This window comes from Rufibacter roseolus (genome assembly GCF_017916365.1).
In the GTDB taxonomy this organism is placed as follows: Bacteria; Bacteroidota; Bacteroidia; order Cytophagales; family Hymenobacteraceae; genus Nibribacter; species Nibribacter roseolus.
This window is the reverse complement of sequence record NZ_JAFMSU010000001.1, coordinates 529586-545194: the sequence shown is the minus strand read 5'-3', so window position 1 is coordinate 545194 and position 15609 is coordinate 529586. Positions and strand designations below refer to the sequence as shown.

Genomic DNA, 15609 nt, shown 5'->3' with positions numbered 1-15609 from the left:
AAGGGATTGCCCCAACATCATATTTTTGCCCTGCTTTTGGTAAAACTGGCTTAAAACAGCGGATTACAGATTTGTTTACCCTGCAAAGCGGATGTCTTTGATGCGCAGCTGTAAGGTCACGTTGCCCCGAAAGACGTTCTCTTCTATGGCGTAGCAGACATCGAACGGGATGCCCTTCTGGATGCGTGGGTAGTACTCGGCCATGCCGAAGGCGATGGCATCAAAGAAGGTTTCGCCGTCCTGGGTGAGGCGCAGTTTGAGGTGGGCGTCGCCTACTACGCGAGCTGAGCCGGTGTCATACACGCAGGTGCTCATGAACACGGGCGCCATGTTGCCCGGACCGAACGGCTCCATCTGCTTGAGGATGTTGAAGAACCGCTGGTTGATCTGGTGAAACTCCAGCGGAATATCGATCTCCATCATGGGCACCCGCTGCTCCTCCAGAATGGTATCGGCCACGATTTGCTCAAAACGCTCTCTAAACGCTGGCACGTTCTCCACGGGCAGGGTGAGGCCCGCGGCGTACATGTGCCCTCCAAACTGATCCAGCAGATCTGAACAGGCCAGGATTGCCTGGTGCACGTCAAAGCCATGCACGGAGCGGGCCGAGCCGGTGGCCTTGCCGTTGGACTCCGTGAGGATGATGGTGGGGCGGTAGTATTTCTCAATGCAGCGTGAGGCCACAATGCCTACCACGCCTTTGTGCCAGCTTTCCTTGAAAAGGACGGTGGAGCGGGCGCTGCGCAGGAAATCATCGTCCTCAATCATCTGCAGAGCCTCTTTGGTGATGCTGGTGTCATGCCCGCGGCGCTCTGAGTTGGACACGTTGATCTTTTGCACCATGTCAAAGGCCTCTTCCTTCGTTCTGGCCAGCAGCATGGCTACGGAACGCTTGGCATCGCCCATGCGACCGGCGGCGTTGATGCGCGGCGCAAAGCCGAATACGATCTGGGTAATGTCCAGCTCGCTGCGCAGCTCGGCCAGGTCCTTCAAGGCGGCCAGTCCGGGGCGCAGCGGCGCGTTGTTCATGCGCTGCAGTCCGTGGTAGGCCAGGATGCGGTTCTCGCCGGTAATGGGCACAATATCGGCGGCGATGCTCACTACTACCAGATCCAGGAGTTGGAGCAAGGGCTCCTCGTCAAAGCCCTGCTGCTGGCAGAAGGCCTGCATGAACTTGAAGCCTACGCCGCAGCCGGCCAGTTCTTTGTAAGGGTACGGGCAATCGGCACGCTTGGCGTCCAGCACGGCCACCGCCTGGGGCAATTCCTCATCGGGTAAGTGGTGGTCGCAGATGATGAAGTCCACGCCTTTGGTGTTGGCGTAGGCTACCTTGTCAATGGATTTCACGCCGCAGTCCAGGGAGATGATCAGGCTGAAGTCATTCTCCTGGGCGTAGTCTATCCCCCGGAAAGACACGCCGTAACCTTCTGAGTAACGGTCTGGGATATAGTACTCAATCCGGTCCTGGAAGAAAGGCTGCAGGAAGCCGTACACCAAGGCCACCGAGGTAGTGCCGTCCACGTCATAGTCGCCGTAGATCAAGATGCGCTCCTGGCGGTGCAGAGCGTCTACGAGCCGGTTCACGGCCTTGTCCATGTCCTTGAGCAGGAATGGGTCATGCAGATCCTGCAGCGAGGGACGGAAAAAGGTTTTGGCCTCGTCAAAGGTGCAAATATCCCGTTGGCAGAGAATGGCTGCCAACGCAGGAACCAGGTTTAGGCTCTGGGCTATATGCTGTACTTTTGCGGCGTCCGGCGCGTCCTTAACTACCCATCGTTTCTGCATCGGCTGTTGCTGCGGCTTGGTCTGTGAAATGAGGTCACAAAAATACGAAATCTGCGAGAGAACCGGGCACTCCTTTTAGCCGCTTGCTGTTTTTAAAACCAGATCCTTTTCCCTTAGCTTTACGCCCGTGAAAAAACTGAAAGCCTTTTACCACAAATACAAAGACTACGGCCTGGTAGACGGCCTCATGTACCTGTCGTTTTTCCTGTTCCTGGCCATTCTGTTTATCTTCTTCCGGGATTAGCGTTTCAGGTTTGTTTTAAGGAAATCAGGCCCAAAAGACTTTGGAAACGGGCGTCGCTATAAAGCGTTGGTTCTTCCTTCTTGGTTTTCTCTCTGGTATTTCTACCTTAGGCGCACCAACCCGTAAGGCCATGGCTTCTGTGAAATTCACTTCATCAAAAAGCTGGTTTATCACGCTCACCATTTGGGGCACCGTTGCCTTACTGGCCGTATTGCTGATTCAGGAACTCCGAAGTGGGATGTCGTTTCCAAGAAAGCTAGGGCTGCTAGTTTTCTGCCTCCTTACCAGCGGCTTGTTGCTCTGGACCTAGTTTGGCACCCATTATCTCATCTCCGGGGAGACACTCCAATACAGATGCGGGCCGCTGCACGGTACTATTCCTATCCGGCAAATCAGGGAAATAAAGCAGAACCAATACCTGTGGGCGGGACTCAGGCCGGCCTTGGGCTTACATGGCTTGGTCATTAACTATAACCGCTGGGACACAATTTACCTTTCTCCGGCCCAAAAAGAAGCCTTCCTTCAAGCTTTGCAAGAGGTGAATCCGCAGATTGTGGTGGAGTAGCCTCCCGGCAAATAAAATCCGGCAGCCGTTTTAGGCCCATTTATAAGAAAGTAGTCCTAAAACAGCAGCCGGATTCTTGCGAACCTTCCTTTCTACACTTTATCCCCGCGCAGCTTTCTCAGCCTTTTCCGGGCCTCGGCTACGAACACGCTGCCGGGGTGCTTCACCAGGAGTTGGTTGTAGAGTTCCTGGGCTTTGTCGGGTTGCTTGAGGTTCTCCTCGTTCAGTTTGGCCAGCAGGAAGAGCGCATCGTCTGAGAGGATGTCGTATTTGGGGTTCTCTATGATGAGCTGCAGGTTCTTGGCAGCTTCCTGAAATTGACCCATCTGTTGTTGTAGCTCGGCTTTCTGGAAATAGATCTCATCCGTGAGGCTGTGGCCGGGGTACTTGGTGAGCAGTTTGTCCAGGGCGGCCATGGCCTCGGGATATTTGTGCTGGAATACCAGGAAATCAATAGCAGCGTACTCTTTGAGCGCCGCCGCCGAGGTATCCATTCCCGTGTTGTCAATGATGAGCAGACTCAGGTCAAGGGCATCATTCGCGATCTCGCGGCTAGTGGCCAGTTTGAGGATGTCAAGGTGGCTCTGGGCCAGTTCAAAATCACCTTTGTAATAGCTGAGGCGAGCGTTGCGGAGTTTGGCCTCATAGCCCAGCGGCTGTTCTTTGTGCGTTTTTTCTACCTGGCTGTACAGCAGGGTGCTTTCCCAAGGCTCACCCCGCAAGAGGTACACATCGGCGAGGGCCAGTTTGGCCTCGGCCACCACGTTAGGATGCGCTCTTGGCATGTTAATCACTTCCTGCAGGTTTTTCACGGCTAACTCCTGCGCGCCCAGATAGAAGGCCTGCAACTCACCCAGTTCTTTGATGACCTCAGCGGTACGGTCGTTGCGGCCCAGTTCCTGCAGCAAGCTCTCGTACTCCTGGGCCAGCAGCTTTATCTTCTCTTTGTTTAAGGGGAAAGTGTTCTTTACCTGCTCCTCGCGAGCTTGGATGATGCGTTGTCGCGCGATGGGGTACAGTTCGCCGGTGCGGTACTGCTGCATTACATAGGTGTAGCCCTCAATGGCGGTGGCGTAGTCTTTGTTCCGCAGGCTGATATCTGCCATGGAGAGCACCCGGGCCCCGCCGCCCTGGGTACGGCGGTCCAGCGCCCGCGTCTGCAGGAGTGCCGGCCCGAAGTCTTTGCGCTGCAGAAGGGTCCAGATGAGCAGTTCCTGCACGGGCGTGGCATCCGGCTCGGCCTGTACGGCGGTCATGAGGCGCTGTTCCAGCATGGAAAGGGACTCCTCATTGCGGAGGGCGTTCTGTAGCATATTCTGGGCGAAGGTGAGCGGCACATTGCTGCTTCTCACCTGGCGCAGCACCTCCTCAATCAACAGATCGGTTTTGCGCTGGTAAGAATAGAGTTGGAGCAGTTGGGCCGCAAAGGTCTTCTCGCTACCGCTCAGCTGGCGCGCGCGCAGGTACACTTGCTCGGCGTAAGGGAGCATATCGGCCTGCTGGAACGCCGTGGCGATGCCGTACACGTTCTCGGGGGTGGCGGTCTGCACTACCTGGGTCCATTTCTTTTCGGCGGCGGCGGTATTGCCGGCGACCTGCAGCACGCGTCCCTCGTCTATGGCATAGGCTGGCACACCCGGGTACTTCTTCTGCGCCCGTTTCACCAGTTTCTCGGCTTCTTTGAAGTTGCGCAGGGCCAACAGCGTGGTCAGGTAATCTGGGTACACCAAGCCAAACTGCACGTCTTGCTCCACCAACTGCACGAATAGCGCCTCGGCCTTGCTGTATTCACTCTGGCGCAGGTACTCTTTGGCCAGGGCCATCTGCTCTGGAACGCTCTGGGCGCTGACCTGTGGCACAGCTGTGCCCAGAATGCCCAAGGTAAGGAGCCAAATAAATAATAACTTTCTTCTCATGGTATTCTCCAGCTAAGCTATTCTTCCTTAACGTATTCTACGCCTGTTCAATATACTGTTTTAACCCCGATTTTTGAAAATAGGCCGCTAAATGGACAGCCCGGAAAACACAAGAGCCGCGCTGGGTGGCGCGGCTCTTGCAATATTTCTGAAAACCGGTTTGGCTTAGAAGAATCTAACGCGGTTGTCTTCAATCTTGGCGTTTTTGCGAACGGCCTCATACAGGGCGCTTTGTACACGTCCGGCACGGGTGCCTTGCAACTGCTGCTTCACAGAGGCAACATCGGCTACCGGAGCGGCTGGGGTCAGGCTGTTCAACTGCACGATTACGATACCGCCTTCTCCGTCAATTGGGGCGGAACGCTGACCTGGCTTCAGGCCGAAGATCTTACCAACGGCAACCGGCTCCAGGCCTAAGCCCGGGATAGTAGCGGCACCTAAAGTAATATCGTTGGCCGGACGAACCAGCGCATCAGGCCCGTATTTGGCAGCGATCTGATCCAGTGAACCAGTGGCAGAAGCCAGTTTATCTTTGATTTTCTGGCCTTTCAGCTCGTTACGTACGGCGGCAGTCAGTTCTTCACGTACATCGGCTACTTTGGCGGTTCCTTTTTCGCGTTTGCCGGTCAAAACCGCTACTACGTATTGGTCATCCATGGTGATCACTGGAGAAACTGAACCTTCTTTGGTGTCTTCAGAGAAAGCCCAACGTACCAGTTCACGGGCGTTCTGCAGGTTGTTGATAGAACGGTCAGCGGGGTTGATGTTCTTGGCCTCTACTTTAGACAGGCCTTTCTCGCTGGCGATGGTCTTGTTGAAGGTCTCCAGGTTGGTGCTGTTAGCTGCGATAGCACCGGCACGGCTGAAAGCAAGCTCACGAGAGTTGTCACTTGGCGTAAGGGCGCGGGTTACCTGGGCTACCTGGTAAGTTTTGGTAGTCTTAGGCTCGGTGATTTTCACGATGTGGTAACCGTAGTCTGTCTCTACCAGGTTTGGCAGCAAACCAACACCCGGCGCGGCGAACACCGCTTTCTCGAAAGAAGGCACCATACGGCCCTGGGTGAACCATCCTAAGTCACCACCTTGGGAGGCAGTTCCGTCAGTACCGTGCTGGGCAGCCAGTTGGGCGAAGTCAGCACCGCCTTTGATCTGGTTCAGGATGCCCTGGGCTTTGGCTTTCGCGGCGGCTTTGGCTTCTGGGGTGGTGTTGTCTGGCTTGATCAAGATGTGGCTGGCACGAACAGAGGCTTGACCGCCTTCTTTCACATCCATGATCTTGTACAGGCTGAAGCTTCCGTTCTGGGCGAAAGGTCCGTATAGCTTGCCTTTTTCCAGCGCCTGGTTTTTAAGTTCTTCTGGCAACTCGTTCGCCGGCACGTAAGCTGGGTTGAACGGCGTCTCAGATTCAGCTTTCACAAACAGAGAGTCGTTCTCAGTAGTGGCGAAACGTGCGGCCAGTTCAGAGGTCTCTTTGCTGTAGTCTGTGCTGTCTTCTTTAGAGGCGGTTACCGGTACTGTTACATAAGTAATAGAGCGGCCTTCCTCAACCTCAAATTTCTTTTTGTTTTTGTTCAGGTACTCGCTCAACTGGTCATCGGTTACTTTGATGGTAGAGTCTGCGATGCTGAAGTAAGGCACAAACAATGAAGTGATGGTGGCCTTGGTGTTTTGCTCAGCGTTGAAACGCTTGGCTTCTTCTGTGGTCACGTAGTTAGAAACCGTGAACAGATTATAGTATTTGTTGCGCAGACGGTCTGTAGCCAGATCCTGCTCGTATTTACGCCAAGCGGCTTGTTGCTCCGGAGGCATGCTGCCCAGGTTACGCAGGGTTTGTTTTACCTGCTCTACGCTGAACTGGCCAGTCTTAGGGTCGGTGAACATCTGTTTTAGGGCCGGGTGAATGTTACGGCCTTGTACCATGTCTACCTGCTCATCGGCGGAAACGCCAATGCCTACTTTCTCAAATTCATCCTCAAATGCGTATTTGAACACTAATTGGTTCCAGGTCTGCTCGCGCAGGGAAGACAACTCAGCTTCTGAAGGCTGGCGGCCGTACTGGCTAGCGTAGTTGTTTTTAGCCTCCTCAAACATGGCTTCAAATTCCTGCACAGACACTTCATGTCCGGCCACTTCTCCTACTACCATCTTGTTGCCGAACAGGCGGGAATTTGGTCCCAGCAAGTCTCCCAACACAATGAAAATGAGCAAGCCAATGGCTATGGCGCCAATGGCGAACCCTGACTTCTCCCGAATCTTGTTAATTAATGCCATGTAAGTATTAGACGTATTTTAAGCGTTATGCAAAATAATCGCAATAAGTGATAAAATCAAAATATAAGTCTCTATAGCGCAGGTTATTCTTCTGGAGAGGCCAACCTTACTGAAAGATGTACCGTATTGATGCGGTGCTCATCCATAGAAAGGATCCTGATTTCAAAGGGCGGGACCACTATCACATCGCCCGCCTTGGGTATTTCCTCCAGTACAGACAAGATAAAACCACCTAAAGTTTCATAGTCGCCCTCGGGCAGGTTAAGCTCGTACTTCTCATTGAGGTAGTCTATTTCCTGGCGGGCGCTGAAGAGGTAAGAACCCGGCTGTGGCAGCGCCTGCTCTAACAGATCCTCCTCATCATACTCATCATTGATATCACCCAGAATCTCTTCCATCACATCTTCTAGGGTCACAATCCCAGAGGTGCCGCCAAACTCATCCAGCACCAGCACAATGCTGCGGTGTTCGGTGATGAACTTTACAAAGAGCTCACGGGCCAGCATGGTCTCGGGCACGGCTTCCATGGGCGTGAGAATCTCCTCTACCGTAGCCGGATTGTTGAACAGGGAAAATTGGTGGCAGTAGCCCAGAATATGGTCCAGGGAGTCCTGGTAGATGAGGATTTTAGAGTGGCCGGTCTCAATGAACGCCTCGCGGAGCACCTGTACGCCTTCTTCCAACTCAATGGCGTCAATCTCGGTGCGGGGCACCATACACTCCCGTACCTTCACGTTCTTGAACTCCAGGGCATTGTTGAAGATCTTGCTGTCCACCTCGCTGGAAGGCGCCAGCACAATCTCATCCGGGGAGGAGAGCCTTACCGCAAAGGGCTGAAAAGCCAAGGCGTTGGCCAGGACATCGGTCTCGTTTTCGTCCTCATTTGAAGAAAACAGGCCTGAAACCGCGGTAGCCAGAAAAGTAATGGGGTAAAAAAGCACAAAGAAGAAGGCTACCAGCGGAGAGATCACTTTCAGCAGACTGGCGGCCGCCACCAGGCTAGCCAGCATACCCACCACCAGAAACAGCAGCCAGGCCAACATGATAGTGGCCAGACCCGCCAATGCAAACGCAAGGAAAAACTGTAAATATGGTTGCAGTAGCGCAGAAAGACTTCCCAAGCCTCCTAAACCAAATAAAAGGAAGCCCAGCCCCAGACCTAACTGAATGGTGAACAGCGTCTGCTTCTCACGGCTCAGGAGAAACCCGATGATGGACTTTCGGTTTTCCGTGACCTGTAGTCTGATGTAGGCCCGCCCAATCTGCCGCAAGGCCACCTCTGCCACACTGAAGAGCGAAAGCAGCAGGAATCCTGCCGCGGCAATCATATACATGTAGGCAAGGTCCATAAAGCGGGGAAGATCAATGCTTTGCCTTGTTCATACGGAAAAGCATGAGAAAGATAATGGACAGCATGATGATCCAATAGCTTTGCAGCACGCCGTTCACAATGGACTGGTGCACGCCAATGACCAGAAAAGCAACGGCCAATGCCATGTAGATGGTTTGTTTTAAGGTCATTGCTTTAAGACAAAAGAGCCGGAGAATTGCTTTAAGGTATAGTCAGAGAAATCCTGTTTGGCGGTAAGCCCTACGCCTGTTACCACTTCCTCGGTGCTGGTGATACGGACAAACTTGTCTGTGAAAATGCTTTGCTTCTGACGCTCCCAGAACAGCTCCTCGGTGTTCAATTGTTCATTCTTCACGATGTTTTTCACCACCACATCGTTGCGGGCCACATACTGGTCTTTGGCTTTGTCATACCGGCCGAACTTGGCCGTGATGATGGTAGTGGGCTTACCTTCTTCGTAGAAGGTGATGTACATGCCCTTGGAGTAAATAATGTCTCCGTTCTGGAGCTGCTGTTCTACCGGGGCACTCAGCTTCAGTTTCATCTTCGCCGAGTCACTGTAAATGGTGACCTGGTTGTAGGTTTCTGAGGTGGGACCCTTGTACTCAATGGGCTTGATATTCTCGTCTGCCTTCTTGCAACTCCAGCTCATCATCACGCCCAGGAGAAATACCCAGAGGAGCGGCGTCTTGATGCCCCAATACTTTGTCAGCAGCACTTGAATCTGATTACTCATTCCTTTAAACGGTTCAGATACCAAACCCAAAAATCAACTGTAGATTCAGGGGCCTGGTATCTGTCTTTTTTATCTGAGGCTGTATGATGAATGTGGCTTAGTCAAACTTCCGTTTTATAAACCACCGGTTGTTGAAGGTGATGCCCAGGTTCACCCGCAGATACTGTTCTTTGAGACCTGTGTTCTCTGCTTTCAGTTGTCCTACGGTAAAGCTGGTATTCAGGAGGGCCTGGGTATAGTCTGGTGGACGTACGCCTCTGCCCAAAGGAAGGGAGAAGCCAAAGGTAAGGGCCATGTCTTTCAGGTCATGGGCCCTTGGGGTAGCGTTACCCGGTGTAATGGCATTGACCTGGGTGTTACCATAGTAACCGCCAAAGCGATAGGTTACCCTTTTAAAATAAGAGCTCACCGAACCCGCATCTGGCGTGATTTCAGAACCAATGCCAATGCGATAGCCGTCTCCCAGTTCCTGGCGGCCGCCCTCTTTGGCCAAGCTGAAGCCTCTGTATTCTGAGCCTTTGGTTTGGGTATAGTCAGCGCCCACTGACCAGTTTTTGTTATTATCAAAAGACAAACCAAGCTGCAGCATATGCGGCAGGGTGGTGTAGCCTTCCAGACTGTCGGTTACCAGGCTGGAGATCAGGGACTCATCCAATAGACGACGCTCCTGGGCTACCTGCCGGTCTGTGCTGATGTTGGCTTTGGTGGTATAGGTACCGCCAATGCCTAGGCTGGCCTTATCGCTTATTTTCTTCCGGTAGTGCAAGCCTCCTTTGAACATGAGGCCGGTGTACTTGGAAGTGGTGTGGATCAAAGTTTTCTGCAAAGCGCTGGTAGAATCTTCTCTGTCTACCAGAATGGTGGATTCCTGGCGGTCAATGGTCCCGAAAAGGTAAGACCCGGAAACACCCGCGGTTAAGCCATTGGCGATTCTGAAACCGTGCGCAAAATAAACCTCGTTGATGCCCCCGGTGCCGTTGTACTCATTATAAGAGGTAACGGTAGATCCTGACCCGGCCACCGGCGCCGTGGAGATAGTAGTGTAATTCACCCGGCTGTAAGGTCTCAGCCCAATGGAGGTAGTCCACCTGCGCGAAAGCGGCAGAGCCAAAGACAGGTAACCCAGGTTGGCGGTACCGTCTACCTGAGAGGTGTTCTTGTCAGACAACCGCTTCAGTTCAGAGGCCACGGCGGCTTCAAACGTCACGGAGTTGTTATAGTACAGCAGGGCTGGGTTAAGGTCATTGATGAGAGCCGCACTACCGTTGGCCACCCCCACCTGCCCCATGCCGGCGCTGCGGATAGACCCGGTGCCGTGCACCAGATCGCCCACGCCGAAGCGGGAATAAGGGGAATTGGAAAGCTGTTGCGCCTGTAGTTGCTGTGACCCAATAACTAAACCAGAGATCAATAACAGGGCGCGGAAAGGCTTATACATTATACTCAAGTATTCGGTTTAACCCGATTAAAACCAATTCGGGAATGACAAAGATGCGTGCTTTTACTGTACTTTCAAAAAACGGGGCGTCGCCGCCGCACAGAATAACCGTCAACGGTTTGTATTGACGTTCATAATGTTGAATCATGCCTTCGGCCTCTGCCACTGCGCCGTAGAGAATGCCTCCTTGAATGGCTTCGGCGGTGGTTTTGCCAGGCCTGGGCGGTAACTCGTAGCCTTCCAGCAAGGGCAGTTTCCCGGTGAAAGTATGCACCGCCTGGTAACGCATGGTCACACCCGGCGAGATGCTGCCGCCTTGGAACGTTCCATCTGCCTCCAAAAGGTCATAGGTGATGCAGGTTCCCGCGTCTATGATAAGGCAATGGTGGTCTTTGAACAGGTACTGGGCCCCTACCGCTGCCGCCAACCGGTCTACGCCTAAAGTATGGGGCGTGCCATAGTTGTTGTGCACCGGCACCGGTGTCTGGGCATGGAACAGAATCCTTTGCCCAGACACCGGGATGTGCTGCACCAGTTCTGCCGATTCCTGGCTCACAGAAGACATAATGGCGTTTTGCAGGGTAACGCCCGCCAGTTCTTTCCCCAGTGCGGGGAAGTCTGGGCAGGTGAACTGTTGCACCAAAAGCCCGTCTCTGAAGAGACCGGCTTTGATGCGGGTGTTACCCCGGTCTATCGCCAGATTCAGCATTCTATGAACGACAGATTACATAAAGTATTTCAGGCGCACTACTTCTTTTTCGGTGAGGAAACGCCAGTTGCCTCTTGGCAGGTCTTTTTTGGTTAAGCCAGCGTATTGCACACGATCCAGCGTCACTACATCGTAGCCCAGGTGTTCAAAGATGCGGCGCACAATGCGGTTCCTTCCAATGTGGATTTCGATGCCCAGGAACTTGTTGCTTTCTCCCAGGAGCGCTACTTCATCAACTTCGGCTTTGCCGTCTTCCAGCATCAGGCCGTCCTGAATCTGCTTCACGTGTTCCTGCGTGATAGGCTTGTCCAGTTCTACCTGGTAGATTTTAGACACCTTGTTAGACGGGTGCGTCAGTTTTTGGGCCAGTTCACCGTCATTGGTGAAAAGGAGCAAACCGGTGGTGTTTCTGTCCAGGCGGCCAACCGGGAACATACGCTCTTTGGAGGCATTCTTCACCAGGTCCATCACGGTCTTGCGGCCTTCAGGATCATCGGTGGTGGTCAGGAAGTCCTTTGGTTTGTTCAGGAGCACATACACCGTTTTCTCACGGCTCAGGGTCTTGCGACCATACTGCACGGTATCCGTTGGCGCTACTTTATAGCCCATCTCGGTAACTACCTGTCCGTTTACCTTGATCTCGCCGGCGGCGATGAGCTCATCTGCCTCGCGGCGGGAGCAGATCCCGGCGTTGGCGATGTAGCGGTTCAGGCGCAGGTCTTCGTTGCCATAGGAGTCGTCTCTTTTCTTGCGGCGCTCTTCGTAGCGTTTCAGGTTATAGAAAGGTGCCTCCTGGGTTTCTTCGTCTGAACGACCAAAGCGGCCTTCTTTGAAGCCTTTGCCGCTACGGTCACCGCGCTCAGGGCGGCTGTTGCCACGCTCTGGACGGTCATCACGTCTCTGGAAAGAAGGACGATCCTCGCGGCCACGGTTTTCACGTGGAGCACTGCGGTCAAAGCCTCTGCCCTCTTCCCGGCGGGCCGGACGCTCAGCGCTGTTTTCGTCCCGCTTTCCGGAAAACGGCCTGTTTTCGCGCGGTGCATCTCTGCGGCTGTCATCTGAACGGTTGAACCTGTCCTCGCGGCGGTCACCACCCCGGTTAAAGCCACGCTCTTCTCTGCCAGCGCCTCTTTCTCTGCGGTCATCGCCGCCGCGGTTGAAACCACGGTCATTGCGGTCAGAGGAGAAACCACCTTCGCGACGATCTCCACCACGGGCTGGACGGTTATCTTCTCTGCCAGCGCCGAAAGACGGACGGTCTGCACCACGGCGCTCACCGCCCCGGTCATCACGGTTATTGAAAGAGCGGCGTTCGCCTCTTTCGTCACCTCCACGGGCTGGGCCTCTGCCACCTTCCCGACGGTCATTGAAAGAACCTCCACGGCGGTCATCTCTGCCTTCGCGGTTGAACCCACCTTCTCTGGCTGGTCTGCGGTCAGAGCGGTCCTCGCCTCCGCGTGGGCGGAAGTCTGGGCGGTCATTATTGCCTCTGTCTGGCCGGTCAAACCCACGAGCTGGACGGAAATCGCCACCTCTACGGTCGCTTTCCCTTCTGGGCGCGCGTTCTCTGTTCTCGCGGTTGGTGTTTATATCGCCGTCGCGGTCGTCGCGGCGCGGTCTGTCTGAATTTTCTGAGTTTCTGTCCCGGTTGCGGAAGCCCTCTTCGCGGTTACCTCCTTCCGGGCGGTCAAAGCGGGTACCTCTGCCAAATACTTTCTTTCCTTCGTTCCAGGAATTGTTATTCCGTGGACGTTCGTTGCCTTCTTGAGGCGTATCTTCGTTTCTAGCCATGTTGTTGTGAAAAACTGCAGTATCGCTACTGTATAAAAGATGTGATTGTAAAAATTAGAGCGCGGCGGTCTCGCCGATGCTGTTCTCTTCCGGGGCCAGGTCTCTGAGCTGCGGAAGGTCTTTGAGGTGGTTGATGCCGAAGTACTCCATGAACTTTTGGCTGGTGCCAAACAGGACGGGGCGACCGATGGTATTGGCTTTGCCTTTGATTTCCAGCAGGCCTTTCTCCAGCAGGCGCTGGATGGCGTAGTCACAGCTCACGCCTCTGATCTGCTCTATCTGGGAGCGCGTGATGGGCTGTTTGTAGGCAATGATGGCCAGGGTCTCCAAGGCAGAGGCAGATAGCTTCTTCTTGGATTTGTGCTTGAGTAAAATACTAACCGAGTCCTGGTAGGCCGGCTTGGTCAAAAACTGGTAACCACCCCCAATTGCGTATATCTGGAAAGCGAAAGCATCAGTAGAGAATTGAGCATTTAACTGCTCAATTCCCTCCAATACATCACTCACGCTCACCTCGGTGACCAGGGCCTCGGAAAGGCATTTCTGCAGTTCCTCTATAGACACGGGCGAGGTGGCACAAAATATCAGCGCCTGAAGATGGTTCAGTAACAGGTTCAAATTCTATGCGGTTTAATTAGTCGTTGCGGCTCATTTTGGCCTCAATGGTGTGCTGCGTATGCGGCACCGCCTTTAAACGCTCCTTCGGGATCAATTTGCCGGTCTTGATGCATACCCCGTAACTTCCGTTCTTGATCCGGATGAGGGCGTTCTCCAACTGCTGGATAAATTTCAACTGCCGTGACGCCAACTGGTTCAAGCTTTCTTTCTCCTGGGTATCTGCACCGTCTTCCAGAACTTTGGAAGTAGAGGCCGTATTGTCAGTTCCGGAATCATTTCTGCGGCTCAGGGTCTCCTTGATAAAGGCTACCTCTTTGCGGGCGTTATTTAGTTTCTCAATGATGATTTCCTGAAATTCGTTCAATTCCTCTTGAGAATACCGCTGTTTTTCTTCACTCATGGCTTTAAGGGTTCGTAACAGTTTAGCTATAGTTTGTTAGTATAAAAGGTTAGCAGCCAAGCTAGAAGATCCTTCTTAGTAAAATACGCAGAATTTATACGATCCCCTGATTAATGAAAGTACTGCTACTTATTTTTTGCGCAAAAATACAATTAATATTTCTATAAAGTAAGCAGAGAATCAAAATGATAACTGAAATCTATAATTTTATTGTAATTAACTACTACTTTCTACTCTGTACCTGCCTTTTTGGGCCTATTTTTCAGCTTTTTGCCTTAAAACAGAAGCAGGTTTTCAGACTGTTTTGGAGGGGGGAATACAGCCTGTTTTTTACCTTTTAACATCTAAGGAATGTCTATAAAAGCAAGAAGACCAGCTACATCATAACTGGTCCTCTTGTTTAAACGTTTAGCACAAAATGTTTTAGTTAACCCAATTCAGCATCTGGATGGCGGTAGCCGCGGCTTCCACGCCTTTGTTCCCGTGCTTGCCACCGGCGCGGTCCCAGGCCTGCTGCTCATCATTGGTGGTAACCAACCCAAAGATTACGGGTTTGTTGAACTTGAGGCCTACCTGCGTGAGTCCCTGGGCTACGGCGTGGCAGATATAATCATCGTGTTTGGTTTCACCTTTGATGACTACCCCTAAGGCGATGACCGCGTCTATCTCGTTGCTCTGGGCCAGAAATTGGGCGCCAAGGGTCAGTTCAAAGGAACCGGGCACGGTGTTGCGGTAAATGTTCTCGGGCTTAGCACCGTGCTGCAGCAGCGTCTCGTAGGCACCTTTGCACAAGGTGTCGGTGATTTCTTTGTTCCACTCGGCCACTACCAGGCCAAACTTCTTGCCTGAAATATCCGGGAGGTTATCTGAGTTATACTCACTAAGGTTTTTAAGGGCGCTTGCCATCTTTAAGGAAATTTAAGGGAGCGTTGGTATCTCTGGACTTTGCGGTTTAGGCCTTTTTCGCCAAAAACAGCCCAGAAACGGTTCTACGCAAATTTGCATAAAAAAACAGAGCGGCTGCCGAATTTATTTTCAGCAGCCGCTCTGTTCTTATTTAACTCTAAGGAGCCTTATTTCTTAGCTAATCCCTCGGCACGGGCCTTGTATTTCTTGGCCTCGTTTACCTCTGGGCTTAACGGGTAGTCATTGATCACGCGGTCATACACTTCTATAGCCTCGGCGTACTGGTTCGCGGCTTCGTGAGCCACGGCAGCTTTCATGAGGTACTGCGGAGAGAAGAAGTCGTTGGCTTTGTGCTCAGCGGCTTTCTTGTACAGGGCAGCAGCCTCTTCTTTTTTACCTAGTTCCAGGTTGGCATCGCCTTGCAGACTGTAGGCGCGGGCCTGCAGCAGAAGGTCATCAGACTTAAATTCCTCCAGGTAGTTCAGAGCCTCCTGATATTTGCCTTGCTTAAGAGAAACAACACCCGCGTAGAAGTTAGCCAGTTTACCAGCCTTGGTGCTGCCGTACTCATCAGCTACGGCTTTGAAACCGTCGTTTTGGCCATCGCCGTTCAGGGCTTTGCTCAGGGAATCAGCTTCTAAATAGTATTCGGCCTGGAACATGGCCGCCAATGCTTCCTGGTTTTTGGTCTGCTGGTTCTGGTAATACAGGAACCCTCCAACCACAGCGGCAGCAATGGCTACAAAAATCCCGATGAACAGGTTTTTGTGACGCTCCACATAACTCTCCGACTTCAACAACCGGTCAGCCAGCGCATCCGGGTTTTCTAATAGCTCGAATTCGCCTTCTCGCTTAATTGTGTTATTTGACATCAGTAAT

14 protein-coding genes are annotated in these 15609 nt (G+C 52.8%); 1 reads left to right on the top strand and 13 read right to left on the bottom strand.

The features are described from left to right. Window positions 1-75: 75 nt before the first annotated feature. A complete protein-coding gene (gene recJ, locus J3P35_RS02275; RefSeq protein WP_210462651.1) occupies window positions 76-1785 on the bottom strand; it encodes a single-stranded-DNA-specific exonuclease RecJ in 1710 nt (569 codons plus the stop codon). 572 nt (window positions 1786-2357) lie between these two features. Between recJ and J3P35_RS22235 the strand changes: the two genes are divergently transcribed. Further along, window positions 2358-2594, top strand: coding sequence for a PH domain-containing protein (locus tag J3P35_RS22235; RefSeq protein WP_210464039.1), 237 nt, complete (start codon window positions 2358-2360; stop codon window positions 2592-2594). A gap of 92 nt (window positions 2595-2686) precedes the next feature. Here the strand turns inward: J3P35_RS22235 and J3P35_RS02265 are convergent, their stop codons facing one another. The 12 genes from J3P35_RS02265 to J3P35_RS02210 form a co-directional block, all read right to left on the bottom strand. Continuing rightward, window positions 2687-4510: a tetratricopeptide repeat protein gene (locus J3P35_RS02265; protein ID WP_210462649.1), complete on the bottom strand. Its 1824-nt coding sequence runs from the start codon at window positions 4508-4510 to the stop codon at window positions 2687-2689. Between the two features lie 165 nt (window positions 4511-4675). Beyond that, window positions 4676-6781, bottom strand: a complete 2106-nt coding sequence (locus J3P35_RS02260) for a peptidylprolyl isomerase (RefSeq protein ID WP_210462648.1) — start codon at window positions 6779-6781, stop codon at window positions 4676-4678. A gap of 83 nt (window positions 6782-6864) precedes the next feature. Further along, the gene (locus J3P35_RS02255; RefSeq protein ID WP_210462647.1) at window positions 6865-8130 is read right to left on the bottom strand and encodes a hemolysin family protein; all 1266 of its coding nucleotides are present in this window, start codon (window positions 8128-8130) and stop codon (window positions 6865-6867) included. Between the two features lie 13 nt (window positions 8131-8143). Continuing rightward, on the bottom strand, window positions 8144-8302 hold the full coding sequence (locus tag J3P35_RS02250; protein ID WP_190300305.1) for a hypothetical protein: 159 nt from the start codon (window positions 8300-8302) through the stop codon (window positions 8144-8146). Next, on the bottom strand, window positions 8299-8868 hold the full coding sequence (lptC, locus tag J3P35_RS02245; protein WP_210462646.1) for an LPS export ABC transporter periplasmic protein LptC: 570 nt from the start codon (window positions 8866-8868) through the stop codon (window positions 8299-8301). The genes J3P35_RS02250 and lptC overlap by 4 nt, the downstream gene beginning before the upstream one ends. 97 nt (window positions 8869-8965) lie before the next feature. Continuing rightward, window positions 8966-10306, bottom strand: a complete 1341-nt coding sequence (locus tag J3P35_RS02240; RefSeq protein ID WP_210462645.1) for a PorV/PorQ family protein — start codon at window positions 10304-10306, stop codon at window positions 8966-8968. Continuing rightward, window positions 10299-11015 carry a type III pantothenate kinase gene (locus J3P35_RS02235; RefSeq protein ID WP_210462644.1) on the bottom strand — a complete coding sequence of 239 codons (717 nt, stop codon included), beginning with the start codon at window positions 11013-11015 and terminating at the stop codon, window positions 10299-10301. The genes J3P35_RS02240 and J3P35_RS02235 overlap by 8 nt, the downstream gene beginning before the upstream one ends. Before the next feature lie 15 nt (window positions 11016-11030). Then, window positions 11031-12806 carry a pseudouridine synthase gene (locus J3P35_RS02230; protein WP_210462643.1) on the bottom strand — a complete coding sequence of 592 codons (1776 nt, stop codon included), beginning with the start codon at window positions 12804-12806 and terminating at the stop codon, window positions 11031-11033. A gap of 54 nt (window positions 12807-12860) precedes the next feature. Next, window positions 12861-13424 carry an SMC-Scp complex subunit ScpB gene (gene scpB, locus J3P35_RS02225; RefSeq protein WP_210462641.1) on the bottom strand — a complete coding sequence of 188 codons (564 nt, stop codon included), beginning with the start codon at window positions 13422-13424 and terminating at the stop codon, window positions 12861-12863. Between the two features lie 16 nt (window positions 13425-13440). Next, window positions 13441-13824 (bottom strand): TraR/DksA family transcriptional regulator, encoded by a 384-nt coding sequence (locus J3P35_RS02220; RefSeq protein WP_210462639.1) that lies wholly within the window; start codon window positions 13822-13824, stop codon window positions 13441-13443. 423 nt (window positions 13825-14247) lie between these two features. Continuing rightward, the gene (gene ribH, locus J3P35_RS02215; protein ID WP_210462638.1) at window positions 14248-14730 is read right to left on the bottom strand and encodes a 6,7-dimethyl-8-ribityllumazine synthase; all 483 of its coding nucleotides are present in this window, start codon (window positions 14728-14730) and stop codon (window positions 14248-14250) included. A 167-nt stretch (window positions 14731-14897) separates the two neighbouring features. After that, complete coding sequence (locus J3P35_RS02210) at window positions 14898-15602, bottom strand: tetratricopeptide repeat protein (RefSeq protein WP_210462636.1); 705 nt, start codon at window positions 15600-15602, stop codon at window positions 14898-14900. Between the last annotated feature and the right edge of the window lie 7 nt (window positions 15603-15609).